General features: G+C 36.8%; 30 protein-coding genes and 2 pseudogenes. 8 read left to right on the top strand and 24 right to left on the bottom strand.

What is annotated here, in order from left to right:
• Positions 1-90: 90 nt before the first annotated feature.
• From IPI65_06310 to IPI65_06380, 15 genes and pseudogenes are all read right to left on the bottom strand, one after another.
• Positions 91-660: a hypothetical protein gene (locus IPI65_06310; GenBank protein MBK7441138.1), complete on the bottom strand. Its 570-nt coding sequence runs from the start codon at positions 658-660 to the stop codon at positions 91-93.
• A 450-nt stretch (positions 661-1,110) separates the two neighbouring features.
• Positions 1,111-1,335, bottom strand: coding sequence for a hypothetical protein (locus tag IPI65_06315; GenBank protein ID MBK7441139.1), 225 nt, complete (start codon positions 1,333-1,335; stop codon positions 1,111-1,113).
• A 139-nt stretch (positions 1,336-1,474) separates the two neighbouring features.
• Positions 1,475-1,714: a hypothetical protein gene (locus tag IPI65_06320; GenBank protein MBK7441140.1), complete on the bottom strand. Its 240-nt coding sequence runs from the start codon at positions 1,712-1,714 to the stop codon at positions 1,475-1,477.
• A gap of 20 nt (positions 1,715-1,734) precedes the next feature.
• Positions 1,735-2,010 carry a hypothetical protein gene (locus IPI65_06325; protein ID MBK7441141.1) on the bottom strand — a complete coding sequence of 92 codons (276 nt, stop codon included), beginning with the start codon at positions 2,008-2,010 and terminating at the stop codon, positions 1,735-1,737.
• Positions 2,011-2,032: 22 nt separating this feature from the next.
• Positions 2,033-2,533: a hypothetical protein gene (locus IPI65_06330; GenBank protein MBK7441142.1), complete on the bottom strand. Its 501-nt coding sequence runs from the start codon at positions 2,531-2,533 to the stop codon at positions 2,033-2,035.
• Between the two features lie 132 nt (positions 2,534-2,665).
• Positions 2,666-4,175, bottom strand: a pseudogene (locus IPI65_06335) (ABC transporter ATP-binding protein).
• Positions 4,176-4,200: 25 nt separating this feature from the next.
• Entirely contained in the window at positions 4,201-4,446 is a 246-nt protein-coding gene (locus IPI65_06340; protein ID MBK7441143.1) for an ATP-binding cassette domain-containing protein, read from the bottom strand.
• Positions 4,447-4,585: 139 nt separating this feature from the next.
• Entirely contained in the window at positions 4,586-5,311 is a 726-nt protein-coding gene (locus tag IPI65_06345) for a glycogen-binding domain-containing protein (GenBank protein MBK7441144.1), read from the bottom strand.
• A 335-nt stretch (positions 5,312-5,646) separates the two neighbouring features.
• Positions 5,647-6,036 carry a hypothetical protein gene (locus IPI65_06350; protein ID MBK7441145.1) on the bottom strand — a complete coding sequence of 130 codons (390 nt, stop codon included), beginning with the start codon at positions 6,034-6,036 and terminating at the stop codon, positions 5,647-5,649.
• Positions 6,033-6,365 (bottom strand): hypothetical protein, encoded by a 333-nt coding sequence (locus IPI65_06355; GenBank protein ID MBK7441146.1) that lies wholly within the window; start codon positions 6,363-6,365, stop codon positions 6,033-6,035. The genes IPI65_06350 and IPI65_06355 overlap by 4 nt, the downstream gene beginning before the upstream one ends.
• A gap of 262 nt (positions 6,366-6,627) precedes the next feature.
• Positions 6,628-6,951 carry a hypothetical protein gene (locus IPI65_06360; GenBank protein ID MBK7441147.1) on the bottom strand — a complete coding sequence of 108 codons (324 nt, stop codon included), beginning with the start codon at positions 6,949-6,951 and terminating at the stop codon, positions 6,628-6,630.
• A gap of 112 nt (positions 6,952-7,063) precedes the next feature.
• Positions 7,064-7,279, bottom strand: a complete 216-nt coding sequence (locus IPI65_06365) for a hypothetical protein (GenBank protein MBK7441148.1) — start codon at positions 7,277-7,279, stop codon at positions 7,064-7,066.
• Between the two features lie 41 nt (positions 7,280-7,320).
• Positions 7,321-7,500: a hypothetical protein gene (locus IPI65_06370; GenBank protein ID MBK7441149.1), complete on the bottom strand. Its 180-nt coding sequence runs from the start codon at positions 7,498-7,500 to the stop codon at positions 7,321-7,323.
• Between the two features lie 42 nt (positions 7,501-7,542).
• A complete protein-coding gene (locus tag IPI65_06375; GenBank protein MBK7441150.1) occupies positions 7,543-8,343 on the bottom strand; it encodes a hypothetical protein in 801 nt (266 codons plus the stop codon).
• Between the two features lie 311 nt (positions 8,344-8,654).
• Entirely contained in the window at positions 8,655-8,900 is a 246-nt protein-coding gene (locus IPI65_06380) for a hypothetical protein (GenBank protein MBK7441151.1), read from the bottom strand.
• Positions 8,901-9,405: 505 nt separating this feature from the next.
• Between IPI65_06380 and IPI65_06385 the strand changes: the two genes are divergently transcribed.
• Positions 9,406-9,552 (top strand): Hsp20/alpha crystallin family protein, encoded by a 147-nt coding sequence (locus IPI65_06385; GenBank protein MBK7441152.1) that lies wholly within the window; start codon positions 9,406-9,408, stop codon positions 9,550-9,552.
• A 110-nt stretch (positions 9,553-9,662) separates the two neighbouring features.
• Here IPI65_06385 and IPI65_06390 read toward each other — a convergent pair.
• The 3 genes and pseudogenes from IPI65_06390 to IPI65_06400 all read right to left on the bottom strand — a co-directional run bounded on the left by IPI65_06390 (position 9,663) and on the right by IPI65_06400 (position 11,021).
• Positions 9,663-10,379, bottom strand: a pseudogene (locus IPI65_06390) (ribonuclease H-like domain-containing protein).
• A gap of 40 nt (positions 10,380-10,419) precedes the next feature.
• Entirely contained in the window at positions 10,420-10,845 is a 426-nt protein-coding gene (locus IPI65_06395) for an SDR family oxidoreductase (protein MBK7441153.1), read from the bottom strand.
• A complete protein-coding gene (locus IPI65_06400) occupies positions 10,842-11,021 on the bottom strand; it encodes a hypothetical protein (protein MBK7441154.1) in 180 nt (59 codons plus the stop codon). The genes IPI65_06395 and IPI65_06400 overlap by 4 nt, the downstream gene beginning before the upstream one ends.
• A gap of 253 nt (positions 11,022-11,274) precedes the next feature.
• Here IPI65_06400 and IPI65_06405 point away from each other — a divergent pair, with 253 nt between their 5' ends.
• Complete coding sequence (locus tag IPI65_06405) at positions 11,275-11,928, top strand: hypothetical protein (protein MBK7441155.1); 654 nt, start codon at positions 11,275-11,277, stop codon at positions 11,926-11,928.
• Here IPI65_06405 and IPI65_06410 read toward each other — a convergent pair.
• Positions 11,925-13,223, bottom strand: a complete 1,299-nt coding sequence (locus tag IPI65_06410; GenBank protein MBK7441156.1) for an NAD(P)/FAD-dependent oxidoreductase — start codon at positions 13,221-13,223, stop codon at positions 11,925-11,927. The genes IPI65_06405 and IPI65_06410 overlap by 4 nt on opposite strands.
• Before the next feature lie 122 nt (positions 13,224-13,345).
• Between IPI65_06410 and IPI65_06415 the strand changes: the two genes are divergently transcribed.
• Positions 13,346-14,551, top strand: coding sequence for an aminotransferase class I/II-fold pyridoxal phosphate-dependent enzyme (locus IPI65_06415; protein MBK7441157.1), 1,206 nt, complete (start codon positions 13,346-13,348; stop codon positions 14,549-14,551).
• A 57-nt stretch (positions 14,552-14,608) separates the two neighbouring features.
• On the opposite strand, the gene fabD is transcribed toward IPI65_06415, so the two are convergent.
• The 5 genes from fabD to IPI65_06440 all read right to left on the bottom strand — a co-directional run bounded on the left by fabD (position 14,609) and on the right by IPI65_06440 (position 17,576).
• The gene (fabD, locus tag IPI65_06420; GenBank protein ID MBK7441158.1) at positions 14,609-15,484 is read right to left on the bottom strand and encodes an ACP S-malonyltransferase; all 876 of its coding nucleotides are present in this window, start codon (positions 15,482-15,484) and stop codon (positions 14,609-14,611) included.
• 40 nt (positions 15,485-15,524) lie between these two features.
• On the bottom strand, positions 15,525-15,959 hold the full coding sequence (locus IPI65_06425; protein ID MBK7441159.1) for a hypothetical protein: 435 nt from the start codon (positions 15,957-15,959) through the stop codon (positions 15,525-15,527).
• A 40-nt stretch (positions 15,960-15,999) separates the two neighbouring features.
• Positions 16,000-16,626: a GTP cyclohydrolase I FolE gene (gene folE / locus IPI65_06430; protein ID MBK7441160.1), complete on the bottom strand. Its 627-nt coding sequence runs from the start codon at positions 16,624-16,626 to the stop codon at positions 16,000-16,002.
• Between the two features lie 12 nt (positions 16,627-16,638).
• Positions 16,639-17,046: a 6-carboxytetrahydropterin synthase gene (locus tag IPI65_06435; protein MBK7441161.1), complete on the bottom strand. Its 408-nt coding sequence runs from the start codon at positions 17,044-17,046 to the stop codon at positions 16,639-16,641.
• A gap of 92 nt (positions 17,047-17,138) precedes the next feature.
• The gene (locus tag IPI65_06440) at positions 17,139-17,576 is read right to left on the bottom strand and encodes a hypothetical protein (protein MBK7441162.1); all 438 of its coding nucleotides are present in this window, start codon (positions 17,574-17,576) and stop codon (positions 17,139-17,141) included.
• 109 nt (positions 17,577-17,685) lie between these two features.
• On the opposite strand from IPI65_06440, the gene IPI65_06445 reads away from it, so the two are divergent.
• The 5 genes from IPI65_06445 to IPI65_06465 are packed head-to-tail and all read left to right on the top strand — an operon-like array spanning position 17,686 to position 22,583.
• The gene (locus tag IPI65_06445; GenBank protein MBK7441163.1) at positions 17,686-18,180 is read left to right on the top strand and encodes a hypothetical protein; all 495 of its coding nucleotides are present in this window, start codon (positions 17,686-17,688) and stop codon (positions 18,178-18,180) included.
• Positions 18,181-18,236: 56 nt separating this feature from the next.
• Positions 18,237-19,268, top strand: a complete 1,032-nt coding sequence (locus IPI65_06450) for a class I SAM-dependent methyltransferase (protein ID MBK7441164.1) — start codon at positions 18,237-18,239, stop codon at positions 19,266-19,268.
• A gap of 16 nt (positions 19,269-19,284) precedes the next feature.
• Complete coding sequence (locus IPI65_06455) at positions 19,285-20,538, top strand: FAD-dependent oxidoreductase (protein MBK7441165.1); 1,254 nt, start codon at positions 19,285-19,287, stop codon at positions 20,536-20,538.
• A 53-nt stretch (positions 20,539-20,591) separates the two neighbouring features.
• Entirely contained in the window at positions 20,592-21,356 is a 765-nt protein-coding gene (locus IPI65_06460; protein MBK7441166.1) for a DUF1365 domain-containing protein, read from the top strand.
• A gap of 18 nt (positions 21,357-21,374) precedes the next feature.
• Positions 21,375-22,583, top strand: coding sequence for a class I SAM-dependent methyltransferase (locus tag IPI65_06465; protein ID MBK7441167.1), 1,209 nt, complete (start codon positions 21,375-21,377; stop codon positions 22,581-22,583).
• The last annotated feature ends 8 nt before the right edge of the window (positions 22,584-22,591 follow it).

A 22,591-nucleotide genomic window follows, 5' to 3' on the forward strand; every position in this document is an offset into this window, starting at 1 on the left:
AATCGTTTACCATTGCATTAATTCTAATTTCAGGACCTTTTAAATAAATCTGACCAAAATATCCGCGCTAAATCCAACCCCGCAAAATTACTAAGTGATGGTTTTATCACCGGATGTTTTGATACTGAAATCATAATCTAAATCAAGATAACGTCCATCTTCAGCGGTGTATAATGTTGCTGTAGGGGCTTTAATATCTAAACCCGAAATGCCTTGCACTAATCCTATAGTTGCTCCAAGTTTGAAATTGTTATAATCTTCAGTGTAATTTTTCATCAACCCAACTTTGTATTCCATCGTGTTGGTGAGACTAAACTTAGAACCAGAAAGTTGTGCGGTATAATCCTGATAATCGTAATTACCATAAAACACTAAATGAAATAAATCGTCAGTGAATTCGCTGCTCTCCTGAAAATTATAATCTACCCACGCAATAAAAATGGTTGAAGGATAATTTTTTAATGCCATCATCATATACAACCCACTGGATAAATCAACACCAATTCTGTTTTTATCGGATAATTTTGCAACAGCATCGGCTTTCATTTGTTCGGTAATAAATCCGCTGCCAAAAAAGTTTTGAATAAAACTCGCACTGAAACAATTACTTGCTGTATATAAATCGCCATAACCATTAAATACAATCCTGTGATCTTTCATCTCACATTTAATGGATCGTAAATGCCAAAAATGGTTGTTGGCGAGCATATAAATCGTTATTTGTTATGATTGCGGTTGAATCACCGGCAGCGCTGATGGTATTCATCAGGCAGAATAATCGAAAAAAATAAATCAGTTTTTTAAACATCACTTGTCAGAAATCAGCGGTTGAAAAGGTGCAATTACATCTCCAACCAACTGTATCGCCATTTATAATCACTATAAATTTTTACGATATCACTGCAGCTTGGAATTGATGCGGTATTAAATGTAACGGTGGCTACTGCTTTTGTTGCAAGCAAAATAGCATCTTTAATTCACCGTCAACGAGTTGATGAATTTCGGTTTGTGTTGCATCGTACACGACAATCATCAGACAAAACGCCTGCCTGAATATTATATCCACTAAAATTTAGCGAGTCGAGAGATAGTGCCTAAATCATCCATAAACTACAATGTTAATATTTGCTTCAAGTGGAAAAGTATTATCGGCAAAAATGTTAAATCAATATTGCCAATACCTTCTATACCACTTTCTGCATCAAGGGTTACAGGGAATTCACTTTGTAATGTTAAATCAGTAGCCATAAATTCAAGTGGCATACTTAAATTCAAATCGATATCAATAATACTGGATGGAATTGCGAAATCCTGGTAATTAAATTCGTTTGCCATTCGGATTTACCTGCATTTCAACATCATAAAATAATTTATCGGGAAATATTTCTACTAATTCATTCACATTGGAATTAGCTGAAGTTAATGCAATGGTTGTATAACTCGGGAATAAACGGATTGTTTAATGCGATTTATATTAATTGGTACTTTCAACTACAGACGGACAATTTAAAAACACGGTTTCGCCGGTTTCTGTATTTGTGCCACCTAGAGAATTAATTAAAACTGTTCCACTTGCACCCAAACCATTGGTGATAGCTAAATCAATATTAATGTCGCCGAAATTAATCTCTCCCGATATAAACTGATCAAATAATTCAACACCTGAAGTAGTATCGGCAACGAGTATTTCATATTGCCCTAAATACCCCTTCAATGAATTAGGAACAAGATTTTCTAAACCATAATTACCTGCAAACTATCTTCTAATGTGATGTAGGCTTCCATTCCCATTTCGGTAAATTCGGGCCCGCCCATATCATATTGCACATCGTTGGCATTATTTATCAGATTTTGCTCAGGGAAAACGGCAACGGCTTCCTGCAATTCCATATCGCGGGCAGTAAGTGTTATTACTACAACATCGCTGGTATCTATTAAAACCGGAACATCAGGACTGCCCGGTGTGCTGAAATATAATATCTGGCCTAACAAATTTCCTTCAACCGTCATTGTCGCGGAGTCTTTGTAATGGTTAAAGGAACCCGCAGCAGGAATATGAAAAGGTATCTTCTAAAATCGTTTCGCCACCCACCGAGTTGGTTAATTTAAATACAACAGTATCTAAATCAACCGGTAAGCCATTTGCAATACTAAGATCCAGGTAGCCGGCATTAAAAGTAGCCGTTTCGAAAAATGTAGTTGCATCCACGGGAGTTGGGTCGGTGGATAGCCGTAAATCGGGTCCAGCGTAGTTTCTGAGCCGTTTGATGCAATAATAAAGTACCCAATTGGAAACCCCTAAATCGATAGCAATATTTCCCAATGATAGCCTAACAGAAACGGTTTGATCGTCGAGGGCTAAGGAATCGAGAGAAACAAAATATTCAACGGAGGTATCGGGTATTTCGATTGCCTCTTCGGTTAAATTGTAGTTGAGGAGCTGACTTTGGTAAACGATGGTAACACTTTCATCGTCGTTGATTTCTGAAAGTGAATCCGGCACTAAATCATAAACATCCAATTCGCCGGTCACAATGGGCGCGAGGTAACGCGTATCCTGCCTGTATCAGCTTCTGCGGCATGCACTGAACAAGGCTGCAGCCAATAGTATGAGGAGTATACCTTTTCTATTTATATACATTTAGTTGTGAAGATAAAGAATATTTTATTGCAGTTGCATGAACCGGCTCCGTATGTCGTTAATCTGACCTTTCGGAATTGCCTCAATCAGCTTGCGGGTATAGTCTTTTTGAGGGTTATTGTAAATTTCATCTGCATCGCCCATTTCTTCAATTACACCCTTGTTCATTACCACCATGCGGTCGCTCATAAACTTTACAACACTAAGGTCGTGGCTGATAAAGATATAGGTGAAATTAAACTCATTACGCAATTGTATCAATAAATTGAGCACCTGAGCCTGAACGCTCACGTCGAGTGCAGAAACACTTTCATCACATATAATAAATTGCGGATTCAGCGCCAGTGCGCGGGCAATACAAATCCGCTGCCGTTGTCCACCCGAAAATTCATGCGGATAACGATTATAAAATCAGCTTTCAGCCGGTTTTTCCATCAGCTCAATTACTTTTTGTTTTCTTTCGGCATCGTTAGCATATAAATTGTGCACCGTCATTGGTTCTTTAATGGCACTGCCAACAGTCATACGCGGATTAAGCGATGAATACGGGTCCTGAAATATTATCTGAATATCTTTTTCGCAGCGGTTTCATTTCGCTGTTGGGAGATGTAAAATATTTTCCCCTTAAAAATGATTTCTCCTGAAACAGGTTCAACCAAACGAATAATGGTTCTGCCTAAAGTTGTTTTCCGCAACCACTTTCGCCCACAAGGCCAAGTGTTTCTCGGGATAAACATTAAATGAAACATCATCCACTGCTTTTACCCAACCTGTTGCTTTACCGAATAAACTTTTATTTGTTGGAAAATATGTTTTCAGATTTTAATCTGCAAAATGGGCTCCTGCTGAAATAATAACTGGTGACGCATTTTAGTTTCAGCGTCCGACACAACATTACTTTCTAAAGCACCTGCAACAGTTTGATTTTTTTCAACTAATTCACCGTTGGCATTTTCTGTCATAAAATCAGCGATGACAGGTAATTTGCGCAAACGTTGTCCCAGCGGTGGGCGACAAGCCATGAGGCCTTTGGTATAGGGATGTTTGGGGTTTTCAAAATTTCGAGCACTGTGCCCTGTTCAACAATTTTACCTTTATACATTACCAATACGCGGTCGGCAATATCTGCAATTACACCAAGGTCGTGTGTAATAAAAATGATGGAAGAATTAATTGTACTTTTTAATTCGGCCATTAAATCCAGAATTGTTTTCTGAACTGTTACATCTAATGCCGTTGTTGGTTCATCTGCAATTAAAATATCAGGATTACAACTCATGGCCATGCCAATCATGACACGTTGTTTTTGGCCACCACTTAATTCGTGCGGATAAGCATTATATATACGCTCGGGGTTTGGCAATTGAACTTTAGCAAATAATTCGAGTGTTCGTTGTTTCGCTTCTTTTTTTGATTTTTTCTGATGTAAAATTATTGCTTCATCTACCTGAGCACCACAAGTAAAAACGGGATTTAAACTCGTCATGGGCTCCTGAAAAATCATAGAAATTTTATTGCCGCGATAATGACGCATATCCTTATCGGCGATGGTCCGCAAATCAACCGGCGTTTACCCTCTTCATAATATAACATTTCTCCACCGCAATAATACCCGGAGGATTAGGAATCAGTCGCATCAATGATAAAGAAGTTACCGATTTGCCTGAACCAGATTCACCCACAATACCCACAGTTTCACCTCTGAAAATCTGGAACGAAATATCATCCACCGCCTTAACAATTCCACTTTCTGTCTGAAAATGGGTAGCCAGGTTTTTTACGTCGAGCAATAATGGTTTGGACATGAGGTAAAGGTAACGAAAATTTGGCGTTGAATTTGGGTAGTAAAATCCTTATTATAAAAGTGTTGTTTTTAGAAATTTATGATGTGAAAAAATAAACATCAGTAAATTAAATATCCACTTTTAAAAAAGGAGCAGCAATTTATTTCTCCAAAAAACTCTTCATCCGGAGAAACCCACAAAACGGAGTTGCCTCTGCCATATTCGTTTTGTTCGGTATTGGAATTGTTTGGGTCAAGAATCCACTTGCCGTCAACAACAAATTTGTAGGTATATTTTCCGGCAGGCAGATAACAAGGAAAATCCAAACTCCATTGTCGTTCATCATTTTATAACCGGGTTCGGCCCAATTACAGAAACTACCGTAATAAATACTTCTTTTTGCCTGCGGGAAATTATTTAATGAAAATAAATGATTTGCTGATATCACGATACAAGAATTTACATTTTCTTCTAATAATGACTTACACTGATTTTTAGGGTCGGTTATCCATTGCCCGTCAACAATAAATTTATATTCATAATTGCGGAAGGTAATACAAAGGAAATTTGCCAACCGGTTGCCGTTTTCCATAATGAGTTCACCGGCATTCCAATTATTAAATGAACCTGTTAGCATTACGATTTTAGCATCCAAATAACCATCTAAAACAAAATAATGTGGTTCCCCAAGTGACATGACAGAATTAATATTTCCTTTGCCATCAGGCCTTGCAAGCGGGTTTCCGGGGTCGAGCATCCATTCGCGGTCGGCAATGTATTTGTAAGTATGTGTTCCTTCTTTTAAATATAAATTTAATTCCCAACCGGTTGCGGTTTTTTGCATGGCGAGTTCTTTTTCATTCCAGTTATTAAAACTGCCTGCCAATATCATTTGTTTTTTATCGGTAAATCCGTTTAATTTAAACGTATAATTCGTATGAAAATAAGTACTGTTATAACTATTATATCCATCAGATTCTCTTACATTATTATTGGTATCGAAAATCCATTTCCCGTCTACAATATATTTATAAAAATATTTTCCGGTTTTAATTTAATTGTTGTAACCCAGCCGGAATCGGTTTTCTGCATCGGTGTTTGCCCTATCTCCAGTCGTTAAAATTGCCACTTAAAAATACATCTGTAGCAGATAATTGTTGCGGTAAATAAAATACAGTTATATCTTCCGCATTCTCAAATACTGTTGGTCTGCCGGAGAAACTATTTACCCCGTAACTGACCGGTCCGATATCCCGGTGTGCTGCTGCCTTCTCCTTCAAAATTAAAAAACAAAGGCATATTTCCCCATTGAAAATCAATATTATCGTCACTTACTGACTTATAAATAATCGCTTTGCGTTTTGTTATAGATTTAATTTTCCATCCTTCATCAAACAGCTTGCCTAAATTGTGATAAGTGAATAAACTATCTTCATTTAAACCAAAATACTGCATGAGATGGTCATAATCAGCACGTTTTTGTTTTATTTTAACCTGCACCATTCCATCTGTAACACGAACCGCTGAACCCGATAATTGTGCATGCGACAATTCAGGTAATGCTACAGTAAGCAACAATAAAAAAATACAATATTTTATAAATCTGCTCATTCTTTAACTACAGGATAAAAATACATACTCAATTGTTTTTTCTTTTGATTGATGGTCACAATTCCCTTCGAAAGATAGTCATAACCAAGGATTCCATTTATAGTTGTTTCATAAACCAGTTGCAAATAATTCAAATTGGTAAGGATAAATGGCATGGCGACAAATGATTTACCTCCTATAACAACAGAATCCATTTGTCCGTTCAGCACCAGTTGATTATTTCCGCCCGAACCTGCCAACGAACCATTGGTGGTAAGTGTAAAATGTTTTAATACTTTATTACTCACCATATTGCTTAATACATTTCGTTCTGCACGGTGTCGAGACAAAAGCGCAATTTTTTTCAGCGGCATATACATCCATAAAAATGATATTATTTACAATATCAATTGGCACATTGAGGTCGGGTTGTGCTAAGCGGTTATATCCTACTATACGATTTCCTTCCTTATCCAGTTTATATAGAATCAGTAAATTATATTTGTAAAATCGATTTCCATTTCTACCTCTTTAAACAAGGATGTTCCCTAACAACCTAATATTTTTACCCCGCGGGCATCCTCAAGGTGACCCAGATTCACAATATCAGCATCAACATTGGTGTAAAACATTTCCTGTAAAACAAGGGAATCGATTGTTGTGTTTAATACCGTATTGCCACCTCCGGTGATTCCGTATGATGCGGCATTGCCCTCTGCCATTCTGCCCCAGAAAATAGGTTTTATTTAATACTAAATGTGGTGCTCCTGTATCTAAAATGAAGTTGCCAACCAGTGAATCTACTCTCGCTTCAATCAGAAATAAATTCTGAACCCGTTTCAGCGGAATAAATAATTCATCAAATTCGCCCTGGGGAATAGGGTCATCAAAACCCTTATCTACATCAGGCATACTTACCGTTGTTGCCTGTGCCATAAAACACATTAACAACAATGGTAAAATCAATATATACCTGAAATTATTTTCACCCCCATCAATTGCCCAAAAATAAACGAATAAAGCTATACCTCGGCCGGTTTTAACACAATTAAACATTTCTTACCGGTGAATGCCATTTTTTTATCGGTGGGGAGATGGTTGTTTTCGGCTCCGAATTAAATACTCTGTTGCTATAACAACAACGAAACCTGAAGTGCATCAACAAATCGATAGTATTAAATTTACTGCCAATTATGGTTCTGGCTGCTTTATTATCCGCTAATCCTAATTTTTCAACCAGTCCGATGTATTGTAATCCTTCCACAAAAAAGCAAACAATAAAACAGCTATTGCAACACAAAGTAATTACCCCGAATAAAATTTTACAAAAGTATAAATAAGAATTACGACTAATAAATCGCCGATGTAAGGCCGTACAATTCTATCATTTACAAATAGCGCTATTGCTACTTCAGTTAAAAATAGACCTACAGTTGCCAAAAGATAGAATAAACGGCGTTCATGATAGGGGAGTTGTTGATGCATATTTGTGAGGATGCAAGTAAATCCTGAATAGTTGTATCCTTATTACAATAAACGAAAAGCGATTAAAAATAAATCGGCATTCGTGCCTGAACCTGATTTGGAAATCCATCCTGCAATAACCAGGTTTCCGGCATTATCTAATGTTGCATCATGAATATCAAAATAATCGTTTTCAGTAATATCGGGATGCTTATAAACGATAGTTCCCTCTTCGCCAAAACTGGTATCCAATTGTCCATCCGCATTATATCTTGCAACCAAAATAGTGTGGCCTGTTCCGGCGCCTATTAATAAAAATTTACCATCGGGTTGCATAATGCTGCACCTCAGTGTTTCATTCGACTTTTTGGCAAACTCAAGTTTGATTTTACCAGTAGGTCCGTATTTTTTGCTGATATCACCAAAATAGGAATAATCAAGATACCCTTTTTTGTTAATTAACATTGCGCCGAAATCATCATTACTATTTAGCGTTGTTGTGCCACACAAAATATAATTTCCTTTGGCATCAAGCATAATATCTTTTAAATCATCAAATGCATCTTCAAAACCTTGTTGCATTGATTTGCCATAAGCAAATGTAGAATCCGCAGTGCCGTTATCATTTATTTTCTGGATAATAAAATTGCTGGTTGGATGCGGATTGTTTTTTGGAACGGCATTTCCGCCTATGAGATAAGTGCCATCAGCAAGTGCAATTATGGTTGTTGCTTTACATTTATCTTTTGAATCTATAGCTAAAGGGTCGCCAATCGGGAAACGATTTGTATAATGTCCACCATTCGCGAAACTCAAGTCAGGTCTGCCATCAGATTTAAATTTTGTTATGATGAGATTCGACAAATTGCCTCCATTTGAGCTGCCAACGCCAACGATATTATTATAAAAATCTATATCAAAATCATACAGCTGATAGGCTGACTCGTTTGCAGGAAATAATTTAGCAAAGGTTGAAACAGCAACACCATTATCACCAAATTGTATATCGCGTTTGCCATCGGCATTTAAACGAATAAAAATACTTCACTTGGTTTTCCTTATCAAAACCATAACCACCAATAATAATTTTTTATCTGCCTGCAGTAATATTTTTACCACTGTTGAATTATGAAATAATTTAATACTAATAATGCCATTTGTGCCAAATTGATTATCTAAAACCCGGACTGATTAAATTTTGTAATAAATATTTCCTTGCCCGTATCATAACCTGCTTCTTTAGTTCCGGCAACAAAAATGTCGCCGTTTTGAGCTGCTGTGATAGCGGTTGCATAATCTGATCCATTTGATATGGGATATTGTAAAATTCCACTATTTGCAAATTGCGTATTTAAACTGCCGGGTTGTGCAAATGTTACATAAAATGAAAAATAGAAAACCGAGAAAATTAATAAGCGCATGCCTGTTATTTTGTTTACAAAGATATACATTTCGGCGGCTTGTCCAAATTACATGCCAATTTAATAAATATCGCTTGAAAGTGTTGATAATAAAGAGTTTTAAGGTTTAGTGGAAATCTCACAAATATAAATTAGACAAGACGGAAATTGATGCTTTGAAACTGATTAAAATCAATTTCAAATCGTGATGCAGGTCATACCTTTTAGGTTAAAAACTATAGTATATTCGGGATGTAAAAATTATTCAGTTCACCTTAAAAATAAATGATATGACACTCGTAAAAAAGGCTGGTCTTCACCATTTGCCAACGGATATTTATCCGACTTATTTAACACAGATAAGTTTTTTAATGACGAATTCATTAATTTGGAAAGAATGCCTGCAGTTAATGTTATTGACAATGAAAAATTTTATGAATTAAGTTGCTGTTCCCGGAATGCACAAAGAGGATTTTAAAGTTGAAATAAAAGGACGGTTTGTTATCAATTTACGGCGAACGTAAGGATGAAAAAAAGGAAGAGGATAAAAAATTACACCAGAAAAGAATTTAGCTGCTTGTCGTTTTCACGTATGTTTACCTTACCTGAAAATGTTAGAGCAGGAGAAATAGATGCTGATCAAAAATGGCGTGTTGAACATTGTATTACCTAAAAAGAAGTAACTACGGTTGCTGCAAAAAAGTTGAGGTGAAATAACAGGTTAAACAGGTTTTTATCAATGCTAGTTTTAGTGATGCCCGGGTGTGTAATCCGGGCATCGATTTAATCCTGGAATACAATATATTCTTCATTCAACAAGGGCAATCCTTTTAACCGCATAATTACCTGTGCAACGGCGATTACATCTTTGCTACAATATTTTGCTATTCGATTTAAATTATCTTCTTTCCAATAAACATTACCTACCATACTGCCGTCAATATCATCTTTAGGTGTTGGAACCTGCAGTACATGTGCAAGCAGATTTAATGAGGTGTAATTTTTGAAATCCCCGAATTTCCAGAGCTCCAGCGTATCAACATGATTTACTTCCCAAGGTTTTTTGCCGTAAATATCCAGCACAGGCGGTAGGGCTAAACCATTAATTAAAAACCTTCGGCACAACCACGGCACATCAAATTCTTTGATATTATGACCGCACAATAAATAATCATTTTTTGATACATTAATTAATGTTGGTGTAAATGTTTCCAACAATAATTTTTCATCATGCCCACTGTAAGTTTTAATATTCAACACATAGTGGTCATCTTTTTTTACAAAATAGCCACAGGAAATCACAATTATTTTTCCGAATTCAGCCAATATTCCTGCTGTTGAAAAATAATATTCTGCAGGATCTTCCTCTTCCTTTCGGAAACGGCGGTTTTGTCGTTAAATAATTTTGAACAGCAGGAGGAGCTGATTAAAATCAGCATATCCCGGAACAGTTTCGATATCGAAAATGAACAGAGATTCGGGGTTTACATTTTTTAACATAATTAAGGGCGTTACAATTTATGCGCAAAATAAATAAAAATCATGTATTTATTTTGTTATACATTGGTATAACGGTACCTGTAATTCCTTTTGCCGCGTCAGACAATAAATATAAAATTACATCTGCCACATCGCTGGTTGGTGTAAATGTTTTGTATTGTTCAGGTGTTGCCCAGCTTAAATTATTTGGTGTTTGTAAAGTGGCAGGAACGATACAGTTCGCACGGATATCCGCTTCACGACCTTCTTCTGCAACACTTAAAGTTAGGGTAACCACTGCACTTTTACTGGCTGCATAAACGGCATTTCCGGCAGCAGGATAAATGGCAGGTTTTGCGCCAATTGTTATGATACTGCCACCATTATTTTTTTTCAAAATTTGAACAGTATGCTTTAATAATAAAAATGTAGGCAGGGCATTCAGGTTAAATAAAAACTCATAATCTTCAAACGAATAGTCGCTCACCGATTTACCCGGTTTATGCCCCGCCTGCAAGGTGCACCCAGTCCTGCAATATTGGTATCATTTCCAACCAGTGCCTCCACATCGGCTTCTTTACTCAGGTCGGCTACCATAGGAAATAAGGTTTTGTTGATGACATCCGGGAAAAGACTGCCAAGGGTTGCGAGACTCTTTTTCATTTACCGCACTTGCCCTCAAAAGTGCCTTTTTCGAGCAGTAATGCTGCAACCACGCGGCCTAAAGCCCCATCGGCGCCTGTAATTATTATCGTTTTGCCTGACATGTTTTTTTCTCAAAAATAAGGTTTTGTCACTGGTATTGGACAAATATATAAGGGCATGTGCAGACCAAATTTTAAATTGCTATAAAAAAACCTTTATTTTGTGCAGTATTGAGCAGCAGCCTGCCGCTACGATTAATCAATTCTTGAGTATGAAAAAAACGACACTTACACTGATTATTACTTTAGTTACCTTGTTTTCTGCCCGTTCCACGTATGCCCAGCTTTGGTTGATGACCGATGGCGGGGTTTTTTTTACTGAAGATTTAGTGGGCTATGGTATCAACGCGAAAGCGGCCTACCATTTCGGCGATTACGACCGCAACATGGCTACTTTTGGCGGTGGTTTCAATATGATGCCTAATAAGAAACTCGATTTTGTGGTGTATGATTCAACAGGTTTACTTACTGATACCCTATCAACTACCTTAACTTCTAATGTAATTACCATTGATGGTGATTATCGCAGATACTTCTTCCAAACTGATGCTGACGACTATTTTGCCTTTTACGGATTAATTGGTGCCAGCCTTTGGATGGTGAATTCTAAACTTGCCCTTGGCGCTTATGCCGATACCATTTACGCACCACCTGCGGGAACTGCTCTCGTGCAGTCGAATATGAGTGTGCGTATGCCAATTGGTTTCGGTATGGACTGGACAATCCGTGGTCGTTTTTGGTGGTATTTTGAAGCTAAAATGGAATTGCCGTTTACTCAGGTAAATAACGATTTTATTGGCAACGATTTTGGCGTGAGTTACCACATGAATACAGGTGTTCGTATCCTCCTTTGGGATATCTATTAATTTAATTCCTGCTTTTTTGTTGGGCTGATGTTGTTGATGATAATCCGCAAGGCTCTGTCGTACGTAATATAATTCCACATCCAGTTTATAAATACCATAAACCGGTTTCTGAATCCAACCAGCGACATTAAATGGATAAACATCCAGATATACCAAGCAAAATAACCACCGAAAGAATAACGTGGTAAATCAACCACGGCACGGTGACGCCCAACTGTGGCCATGTTTCCTTTATTTTTATAAATAAATGGTTTTAATGGTTTTTTAGCAGACATTCGCTTAAAGTTTTCTGCGAGATTAGATGCCTGTTGTAATGCAACTTGCGCCACACCGGGATGTCCGTTTGGAAATGCCTTATCTGTTTGCATTAATGCAATATCACCTATTGCATAAATATCTTTGTGGTCGGCAACTTCATTAAATCCATTCACCATAATTCGATTACCTCTGGTAATTGCAGCTGCATCAATTCCTTCAATAACAGCACCTTTAACACCTGCTGTCCAAATAACATGGTCGGAGGAAATAGACTTACCATCTTTTAAAATTAATTCCGTTCCTGTGTAATCGCTTACCAATGTATTTAACCAAACTGTTACACCTAAATCTTCAAGATATTTTTTTGATAAGCGAGAAGCTTTTTCCGACATGGTTGGTAAAATACGATTGCTGCCTTCTATTAAATGTATTTCCATTTTTTCAGGATCTAATTCCCGATAATCGGATGGCAATACATTTTTTTTAATTTCTGCCAGCGCACCCGCTAATTCTACTCCCGTAGGGCCACCACCAACAATAATAAAATTGAGTTTTTGTTTCTCCGGATTTCCCGCTGCCTGCAAAACAGCATTTTCAAACTGCTGTAAAATTGCACTACGCATACTTAATGCTTCAGGAATCGATTTCAGCGTATATGTTTTGGTTTCCAGATTTACATTTCCGTAAAAATTTGTGGTTGCACCGGCTGCAATAATGAGATAATCATAATTGAAATCACCGGCTGAGGTATGCACTTTTTTTTGGGTTTTATCTATACCTGTAACTTCTGCCAAACGAAAAGCAATATTTGGGTATTTACCTATTTTTCTCCGCAAGGGATATGCAATACTTTCAGCAGTTAAACCGGCTGAAGCAATTTGGTATAATAACGGTTGAAATGTATGATAATTATACTTATCAATTAACACTACCCGGTAAGGTAAATTATTTAGTCTTTTAATTAATTCCAATCCGGCAAATCCGCCGCCAATTATCACAATTTTGGGAAGTGAAGTATCACCAAATCGATTTTGCATAGCCTGAACAATTTGATTATAAGGATAACCCAAAATTAAAACAATGTGTTCAGAAAAATGCGAATATTTTAGTTCCTGCAATTTTATTTCAGTTAGTTTTGTAAAACAAAAAATCTATTGGTATGGCAAAGCAAGTAAGGGTTTCCGGATTTGGTTCTTTATGTGTTCAACCGGGCACTTCCGATAAAGTTATTTTACCACATAATGAGCCGATTTATGCTACAACGGCATATACATTTGAATCAACCGACCATGCTTTGAGTTTATTTGACGACCATCACAAAGGTTATGTTTATTCAAGATGGGGAAACCCCACCGTTTCCATGGCAGAAGAAAAAATTGCCGGCCTGGAAACATTCGGTAGCGATATTAAAGCAAAAGCGCAATTATTCAGCAGCGGCATGGCAGCAATTGCAGCAGTAATCTTAGCTAATGCAAAAGCCGGTGATAAAATATTAACCCAACCGCAATTGTATGGCACCACCGATGAATTAATTCAGAAGCAACTCAGCGACTGGCAAATTGGAAATATCCGTTGCGATTTAAATGATTTTAAAACTGTTGAGCAAATTTTAAAAACAGATAAAACAATTCGTTTAATTTATATTGAATCACCTTCAAATCCCATGATGGAGGTTTTTGATATTCAAACATTATGCAAAATTGCGCATCAATATAAATGTCGCGTTGCAGTAGATAATACTTTTTCTTCACCTTATTGTCAGCGCCCACTATTGTTAGGTGCTGATTTTTCTGTGCATTCTGCTACCAAATATTTAAATGGACATGGAAGTGGTTTAGGTGGTGTTATAATTGGGCGAGATGAAAAGTTTATGAAAAATGAAGTTTGGATGAAGGTGAAGTTATTAGGTGCAAATTCAAATGCATTTGATAGTTGGTTATTATTACAAGGATTAAAAACACTTGAATTGCGTATGGAGCGCCATTGTAATAATGCAAAAAAAGTGGCTGCATTTCTTGAACAACATCCTGCCGTATCTAAAGTATTGTATTGCGGTTCAAAAAATCATCCTCAAAAAAATATTATTAAAAAACAAATGCTGGCACACAGTGGCATGCTGAGTTTTGAATTAAAAGGCGGATTAAAAGCCGGTGTTAAATTGATGAACAAAGTAAAAGTGTGTAAAATGGTAACTTCCTTAGGCACATTAGATACTTTAATTCAACATCCTGCAAGTATGACGCACGTAAATGTTCCACGCGAACGCAGAATGGCTGCAGGTATTACCGACGGACTAGTTCGGTTAAGCGTGGGCATAGAAAATGCAGCAGATATTATTGCAGATTTAACTCAGGGTATGAAATAAAAAAGCGGCCTTACTCATGTAATTCCGCTTTTAGTTAAATATATTATTGATATAAATTTAGCAACTCATTGCTTCAACTGTCGGACTTATTTTTTTAATTAATCCCTGTAATACTTTTCCGGGACCTACTTCAATATAATTTGTTGCCCCGTCAGCAGTCATTTGTAAAACACTTTGTGTCCATTTAACCGGTGCTGTTAACTGTGCAATTAAATTATTTTTTATATCTGCAGGGTCAATTACTGCAGCAGCAGTAACATTTTGATAAACCGGGCAAACAGGTTTGCTGAAATTAGTGCTGTTAATTGCATCATATAATTCGATACGTGCAGGTTCCATTAATGGTGAATGAAATGCACCTCCAACTGGTAATAATAATGCGCGTTTTGCACCGGCAGCTTTTAATGCTTCGCAGGCTTTGTTTACTGCATCAATTTCTCCGGATATAACTAATTGACCGGGGCAGTTATAATTGGCTGCAACCACAACACCTTCAGTTTCATTACAAATACGTTCAACAATATCATCCGCAAGGCCAAGTACGGCGGCCATTGTAGACGGTTGTAATTCGCATGCTTTTTGCATGGCCATTGCACGTTTATAAACTAATAATAAGCCATCTTCAAACGACAAGGTTTTATTTGCAACCAATGCAGAAAATTCACCAAGTGAATGCCCGGCAACCATATCAGGCTGAAAATTTTCGAGTGTTGCCGCTAAGGCAACAGAATGTAAAAAAATGGCGGGTTGTGTAACACTGGTTTGTTTTAATGCTTCTTCAGTGCCGTTAAACATAATATCAGTAATAGAAAAACCTAATAACCAATCGGCAGCATCAAACATATTTTTTGCAACCGGATTATTGGTGTACAATTCTTTCCCCATACCCGGAAACTGTGAACCCTGTCCCGGAAAAACATAAGCTTTTTTCATGTAAATTATATTATTTGGTATTTAATAATGTGCGAGTAGATTAATGAACAGCATTGGCATACATTACAAAATAAATATCCTTTGTAAGTGACCAACCTGCCTCTAAATCCTGATTATATTTTGCGGGTGCAACAAGTATAACTTTATCATCTAATTGAATTACTTTATACACCACGTATTTTTTTAAGGCATCGGGATTTGCCATGCGCATTTCAAAGGAAGCTAGTTTTTCCGGCCAGCCCTTTTCAGAGCCATTTTTCTTAATTTTTTCAATTAAAAAATCTTTTATACCATCAATTTTCATCATTTCAACATCGCCATCACTTAATTCATAATTACTGAATAACCCACCCGGTGTAATAATTTCTACACGGGTACATTTCCTTCCTTCTGTTTTATATTTTTTTGATTGTGCGTGCAGGTTACTGCCGACAAATATCAACAGCGTAACCAATGCAATTTGTATGTTTTTCATATTGCAAGTTTAGACTGTAAATGTAAATAATTCTGATAAACTATTTGCTTAAGCGGGCTGAGATGAGGTTGATGAACTCATTTCTGGTTTGCATTTCCTGAAACTGTCCGGTGAAGGCAGAGGTAGTGGTTACAGAGTTTTGTTTTTGCACGCCGCGCATCATCATACATAAGTGGCTTGCTTCAATAACAACAGCAACCCCTATTGGATTCAGTGTATTTTGTAAACAATGTAACACCTGTTGGGTAAGCCTTTCCTGCACTTGCAAACGACGGGCGTAAATATCTACCACACGAGCAATTTTGCTGAGGCCAACAATTTTGCCATTTGGAATATAGGCAACATGAGCACGACCAAAAAACGGCAGCATGTGGTGTTCACACATGGAATATATTTCAATATCTTTCACAATTACCATTTCACTGCACTCTTCAGTAAACATGGCGCCACGAACAACTGCTTCAGCATCCTGATCATAACCTTGTGTTAAAAACTGCATAGCTTTGGCAATACGCTCCGGTGTTTTTTGTAAACCTTCGCGCTCAGGGTCTTCGCCTAACTGCGTAATAATTGCTTTGTAATTCTCCTGTAATCCCGAAAGTGATTCCATACCGTATTGTTCTACTTTTTTATAGAACTGTCCATTTTGGTTGTTTGATTCTGCCATTGAGTATTAATTTTATTCACCGTAGTATTCCGCAGAAATATTTTCGGTTTCCTGAAGTTTAATACAGTGTAAAACGCCACCACTAATTAATGGTTCAATAATCCGCCAAATTACCTTGCAAAAATTTTCAGTACTTGGTTGAACATCAATAAAGTATAATGTGTCTGTGTTCAGGTTTTTATGATCAAATAACTCAATAACTTCCTTTTTAATCAGATCGCTCAATTTTTTAGCATCCATAATGAAACCTGTATCAGGATCAGGATTGCCTTTAACCGTTACAAACAACTGGTAGTTATGTCCATGCCAGTTTTTATTGGCGCATTTGCCAAAAATTGCAACATTTTGCTCTTCTGTCCATTTGTTATTATACAGCCTGTGTGCTGCATTGAACGTTTCACGTCTGGTAAGATAAACCATGGCGCAAAGATAATACTATCGAATGGTTTTGGTAAGAAATTTTGTCCTAAAGCCGACTGATCAAAAAAGGCTCAAAAACGGGTAAAAATGACTTAAGCAGCCAAAATTGCCACTTTTTTCGGGTCTTTAGCGTCAACTTTTACCTGCAACGTGCGTCCTTTACGGTAATTCTGCAGTTCCTCACGCGTAATATTGTGTTTTATCTCCACCTCGTAAGGTACCATACTGCGATGACGAATTTCCAATAATAAGCCGATTCGGGGATTATGATCAACGGTTTTGCCCGTTTCCCATACTTCAAGAATAATAGCCATAGCAGGCTCGCCCGATTTCATTACATCCATAGCAACGAAGGCCGGCCTGAAAAAAAACCAGTAACCTGCGAAACCAACGCCACAACATAATATAAACGTGGCAATTCCGTAAGTCCATTGTAATACAGATATGATACCCACCGCAGTAAATGCGATGCCAAGAAATAACCAAACTACATAATTAGGTAATCCAAATTGTTTAACCATCTTTTCCATTTGTGCTCAGGGGTTTTTGTCTTTAATTAAGTTTATATACGTAAAATTGTACCGTTTTGTTCAAATTGAGTAGCCAGTTTTTCACATTTTTATATGAATAATGTCAGGCATGCATAAATTTAAATCCATTTTAATACTAATTTTATATACTACCACTGTCAAGACGGCTTTTGCACAACAACCCGTTGCAGCTGGAAATGAAAATTTTACGGCAGTTCAGGCAACAGTGGACGGATTATTCAAAGCAATGTACCAAAACGACAGCGCCGCACTTACTGCGCTTTTTGCTGAAAATGCGCGTTTACTCACAATTACAAATCATGGTGATAAGAAAATTCTCGTAACTGAAACACCGGCAGATTTTGCAAATGCGGTCGGAACACCTAAAACAGAACGATGGAAAGAAGTACCCGACTATTATAAAATTGAAGCCGACAATGAACTGGCCAGCGTTTGGTGCCCTTATCATTTTTATATTGAAGAAAATGGTGCGGAACAATTAATACATTGCGGTGTTAACAGTATAACATTATTTTTTAACGGCAGCAAATGGCTTATTACACAAATTACCGATACCCGTTCTGAAGCAGCTTGTAAAGAATAAGACAACATCCAATTTTTAAAAATAATCGTAATTAAATCAGCAAACCCAATATATCTGTGAATAAAATTATCGAGCGTTTACTGGAAAACGACCATGTGCCGGATTTTTTAATCCGAAAAAAAATTGTCCAGCTTCTGGAAGTAAGGTTAAAGGATGAAACGCTTGCCAACAGGGAGTTGCAGCAGGCGCACTTAATGAACATTATCGCCGAATTAAAACAATCGCCCATTGCAATAGAAACACGTGCCGCTAACGAGCAACATTATGAAGTGCCAACAACATTTTTCAAAATGGTAATGGGGCAACATATGAAATATTCTTCCTGCTACTGGACACCGGAAACAAAAACGCTTTCGGAAGCAGAAACGCTTGCGCTGGAAAAAACCTGTGCACATGCAGAATTGCAGGATGGTTTGCAAATTTTAGAGTTGGGCTGTGGATGGGGTAGTTTATCGATGTTTATGGCAGCCAAATACCCAAATGCACAAATTACCGGCGTATCAAATTCAGCAACTCAAAAAGCATATATTGATGCTACCTGCGCCCAACGCGGACTAAAAAATGTGCGCATTATTACTGCTGATATGAATGTGTTTGCGCTTGATGAAAAGTTTGACCGGGTAGTTTCAGTTGAAATGTTTGAACACATGCGCAATTACCGTTTATTGCTGAAAAAAATTAGCAATATGCTTACAGACGACGGTAAATTATTTGTGCATATTTTTACCCATAAAGAATTTACTTACTATTTTGATGTTGTTAATGATGATGACTGGATGAGCAAATACTTTTTCACCGGTGGTATTATGCCTTCTGATGATTTGTTATTTTATTTTAATGAAGATTTAAAAGTGCAAAAACATTATCATTGGGATGGCACACATTATCAGAAAACTGCTGAAGCCTGGCTGCAAAATATGGATGCACATAAAGCTGAAATAATGCCGATTTTAGCATCAACTTATAGTAAAGAAAATGCAACAAAATGGTGGGTTTACTGGCGCATATTTTTTATGGCCTGTGCAGAATTATGGGGGTATAAAAACGGAAATGAATGGTTTGTCAGCCATTATTTATTTACTAAATAAACACATCAATTAATCAATGGAAATTGCCATTATAGGGACAGGAATTGCAGGAATGGGCAGTGCGCATCGTTTGTTCAAGAAGCACAATATCACTGTGTTTGAGCAGGCAGATTATGTTGGCGGGCATACTAATACTGCTTATGTAAAGGAAGGTAATAACACTATTCCAATTGATACCGGATTTATTGTATTTAACAACGAAAATTATCCGCACCTCAATAAATTATTTGCAACAATTCAAGCACCAATAAAAAAAACAGATATGAGTTTTGCTGCACATATTGTGCACGAAAATATTCAATACTGCGGAAGTAGTTTACCACTGTTGTTTGCTCAAACGAAAAACATTTTTTCGCCGCGATATATTCGTTTTTTAATGCAGTTAAATGCATTTAACAAAACTTGCCTTGAAGTATTGGAGCAACCGGAATTACAAAATTTATCCATTGCTGCTTATGTAAAATCAAAAGGTTGGGGCGTAGATTTACTGAACTGGTATATTTTACCAATGAGCTCAGCATTATGGAGCACACCACCTGATACCAGTGCCCAATTTCCGGCATTAACCCTGGTAAGATTTTTTAAAAATCATGGCTTTTTGGGATTGAATACTCAATTTCAATGGTATACCGTTAATGGTGGAAGCGAAGAATATAAAAAACGATTAATTGCGCCTTTTAAAGATAAAATTAAACTGAATGCACCTGTAACAGGTATTGAAAAATCGGGCGACAAAGTAGCTGTTACCACCCAACAGGGAGAAATATTTTTATTTGATAAAGTAATTATTGCTACACACGGTGATCAGGCTTTGAAAATGCTTAAAAATCCGGATGATTTACAGCAGAAATTATTAGCTCCGTTCATTTATCAAAAAAACAAAGCTACTTTACATACAGATGCCGGAATAATGCCAAAAATAAAAAAAGTGTGGAGCAGCTGGAATTACAGAACGGAAAAAATAAATGGCAACATAACCGCTTCCTGCACCTACTGGATGAATAGTTTACAGGATGTTTCAAAAAATGAAAATTATTTTGTCACCATCAACGACCCGGGAATTGTTGACAAGGGAAAAATTATTAAAGAGCTGATGTATGAACATCCTGTGTTTACTGTTGAAGCAATGCAGGCGCAGCAAAATCTTGCACAGCTTAATAACAATGGACAGATTTACTTTTGTGGAAGTTACTTCAGGTATGGGTTTCACGAAGATGCACTCATGAGCGCGAATGCTGTTTGTGATTTAATTGTTGGTTCTGATAATTAAATGGTAACTTAACGTAAAATAAAATGGATTCAGCCTTATATAAATGTCTTGTAATGCACAACCGGATTGCCCCAAAAAAGCATCGGTTTCATTATAACGTATTTATGTTTTGGTTAGATATCGATAAATTGGATAAACTGGCATCCAAACTAAAATTATTATCGTATAATAAACCGGGCCTTTTTAGTTTTCGGGACAGCGATCATTTTAAGTATCCGGAGGGTGACAGCAGGAACCAACTTAGTACTAGAACAAAATTGAATGACTATCTGGCAACTAAAGGAATTACACATTTTCCGGAAAAGGTTTTTTTACTGAGCCATATCCGCATGTTTGGTTATGTGTTTAATCCGGTAAGTTTTTACTTTTGCTACGATGAACAAAATGTGTGCAATTATGTTGTCACAGAAATTAGCAACACTTTTGGTGAAATGAAATTGTTTTTGGTAGATGCGAAAAACGGAACAACTTTCGAACAAAATGCACAGAAGTTCTTTTATGTATCACCATTTACCGAAATGGATACCGAATTTGAATTTCGGTATAAAGTGCCGGATGAGAAGTTGAATATACAGATTAATGTTAAAGATAAATCAGGAGATAAATTTTTTATCAGCACCCTGACAGGCAATAAAAAATCAGTTACAGATGCACGTTTGGGATGGTATCTTATTCGTTTTCCGTTTATCACCATTCGCGTAATGCTGGCAATTCACTGGCAGGCTTTAAAATTATGGCTTAAAAAAATACCTTATCATAAAAAGTCAGCTAATGCTGATTTGCAACGCGACATTATTAATGTCCGAAACAACAACTAACTTTTTGAGCGACAACCAATGAAACTATATAAAAAAACGATTCTAAAATATTTGCAACCCATGCAAAAAGGGTATTTGTTTATTACCCTCGCCGATGGCAGCACCATGGAGCTTGGCAGCAAACAAAATGAATTACATGCAGATGTAACCGTAGTGGATGATAATTTTTTTAAACGGGCATTTTTGTTCGGTGATATTGGTTTTGCTGAAGCATTTATGGCTGGCGAATGGACTACAACCAATCTCACTGCTTTATTATCCTGGTTTCTATTGAATGTTGACAATGCACCAACATTGTCAGGATCAACAGCTAAAACTATTATTGTTAATGGTTTTCAACTGGCAAATAAAATATTCCACAGCAAAAGAAAAAATTCACTGGATGGGTCAAAAAAGAATATTGCAGAACACTATGATTTAAGTAATGAGTTTTTTAGTTTGTTTCTTGATAAAACAATGACCTACTCTTCGGCTTATTATTCAAAACCGGATTTAGCACTGGAAAAAGCACAATACGAAAAATATGATAGTTTATGCCAGTCGCTAAAATTAAATGCCAATGACCATTTACTTGAAATTGGAACCGGATGGGGCGGATTTGCCATTTATGCGGCTAAAACTTATGGTTGTAAAATTACTTCAGTAACCATCTCGCAACAACAATATGATTTTGCAACAACACGAATCAAAAACGAAAATTTATCGGAACATATTGATGTGCAATTAAAAGACTATCGTTTAATTGAAGGCCAGTTCGATAAAGTGGTTTCTATTGAAATGATTGAAGCAGTTGGGGCACAATATTTAAAAGTGTATTTCGATAAAATTCAATCTGTACTAAAACCAAATGGCGTTTTGGCATTGCAGGCAATTGTATGTCCTGATTCCAGATTTGAGTCGTTTAAAAAGAATGTAGATTTTATTCAAAAACATATTTTTCCGGGCAGTTTATTACCGAGTATCGCAGCTATTAACACTGCTATTAACGAAACGGGTGATTTATTTATGTTCGGTTTAAAAGACCTCGGCAAAAGTTATGTAATTACACTCTCTGAATGGCGTAAACGTTTTAATGAAAATATCGAGAAGGTTAAACTGTTGGGTTTTGATGATGCTTTCATCAGAAAGTGGAATTACTACTTTTCCTATTGTGAAGCTGCCTTCGACATGCGCAATATCAATGTTGTGCAAATGGTTTATACCCGCCCGAATAATTATAAATATTAACTTTACGG

The organism is Bacteroidota bacterium (assembly GCA_016706255.1).
In the GTDB taxonomy this organism is placed as follows: domain Bacteria; phylum Bacteroidota; class Bacteroidia; order Chitinophagales; family BACL12; genus UBA7236.

Bases quoted from the DNA above. Each gene is read 5' to 3' on its own strand.
- IPI65_06310 (MBK7441138.1), bottom strand. From the start codon at position 660: ATGAAAGATCACAGGATTGTATTTAATGGTTATGGCGATTTATATACA.
- IPI65_06315 (MBK7441139.1), bottom strand. From the start codon at position 1,335: ATGGCAAACGAATTTAATTACCAGGATTTCGCAATTCCATCCAGTATT.
- IPI65_06325 (MBK7441141.1), bottom strand. From the start codon at position 2,010: ATGACGGTTGAAGGAAATTTGTTAGGCCAGATATTATATTTCAGCACA.
- IPI65_06340 (MBK7441143.1), bottom strand. From the start codon at position 4,446: ATGTCCAAACCATTATTGCTCGACGTAAAAAACCTGGCTACCCATTTT.
- IPI65_06350 (MBK7441145.1), bottom strand. From the start codon at position 6,036: ATGAGCAGATTTATAAAATATTGTATTTTTTTATTGTTGCTTACTGTA.
- IPI65_06360 (MBK7441147.1), bottom strand. From the start codon at position 6,951: ATGGCACAGGCAACAACGGTAAGTATGCCTGATGTAGATAAGGGTTTT.
- IPI65_06370 (MBK7441149.1), bottom strand. From the start codon at position 7,500: ATGCATCAACAACTCCCCTATCATGAACGCCGTTTATTCTATCTTTTG.
- IPI65_06380 (MBK7441151.1), bottom strand. From the start codon at position 8,900: ATGCGCTTATTAATTTTCTCGGTTTTCTATTTTTCATTTTATGTAACA.
- IPI65_06385 (MBK7441152.1), top strand. From the start codon at position 9,406: ATGAAAAAAAGGAAGAGGATAAAAAATTACACCAGAAAAGAATTTAGC.
- IPI65_06400 (MBK7441154.1), bottom strand. From the start codon at position 11,021: ATGAAAAAGAGTCTCGCAACCCTTGGCAGTCTTTTCCCGGATGTCATC.
- IPI65_06405 (MBK7441155.1), top strand. From the start codon at position 11,275: ATGAAAAAAACGACACTTACACTGATTATTACTTTAGTTACCTTGTTT.
- IPI65_06410 (MBK7441156.1), bottom strand. From the start codon at position 13,223: ATGCAAAATCGATTTGGTGATACTTCACTTCCCAAAATTGTGATAATT.
- IPI65_06415 (MBK7441157.1), top strand. From the start codon at position 13,346: ATGGCAAAGCAAGTAAGGGTTTCCGGATTTGGTTCTTTATGTGTTCAA.
- fabD (MBK7441158.1), bottom strand. From the start codon at position 15,484: ATGAAAAAAGCTTATGTTTTTCCGGGACAGGGTTCACAGTTTCCGGGT.
- IPI65_06425 (MBK7441159.1), bottom strand. From the start codon at position 15,959: ATGAAAAACATACAAATTGCATTGGTTACGCTGTTGATATTTGTCGGC.
- folE (MBK7441160.1), bottom strand. From the start codon at position 16,626: ATGGCAGAATCAAACAACCAAAATGGACAGTTCTATAAAAAAGTAGAA.
- IPI65_06435 (MBK7441161.1), bottom strand. From the start codon at position 17,046: ATGGTTTATCTTACCAGACGTGAAACGTTCAATGCAGCACACAGGCTG.
- IPI65_06440 (MBK7441162.1), bottom strand. From the start codon at position 17,576: ATGGAAAAGATGGTTAAACAATTTGGATTACCTAATTATGTAGTTTGG.
- IPI65_06445 (MBK7441163.1), top strand. From the start codon at position 17,686: ATGCATAAATTTAAATCCATTTTAATACTAATTTTATATACTACCACT.
- IPI65_06455 (MBK7441165.1), top strand. From the start codon at position 19,285: ATGGAAATTGCCATTATAGGGACAGGAATTGCAGGAATGGGCAGTGCG.
- IPI65_06460 (MBK7441166.1), top strand. From the start codon at position 20,592: ATGCACAACCGGATTGCCCCAAAAAAGCATCGGTTTCATTATAACGTA.
- IPI65_06465 (MBK7441167.1), top strand. From the start codon at position 21,375: ATGAAACTATATAAAAAAACGATTCTAAAATATTTGCAACCCATGCAA.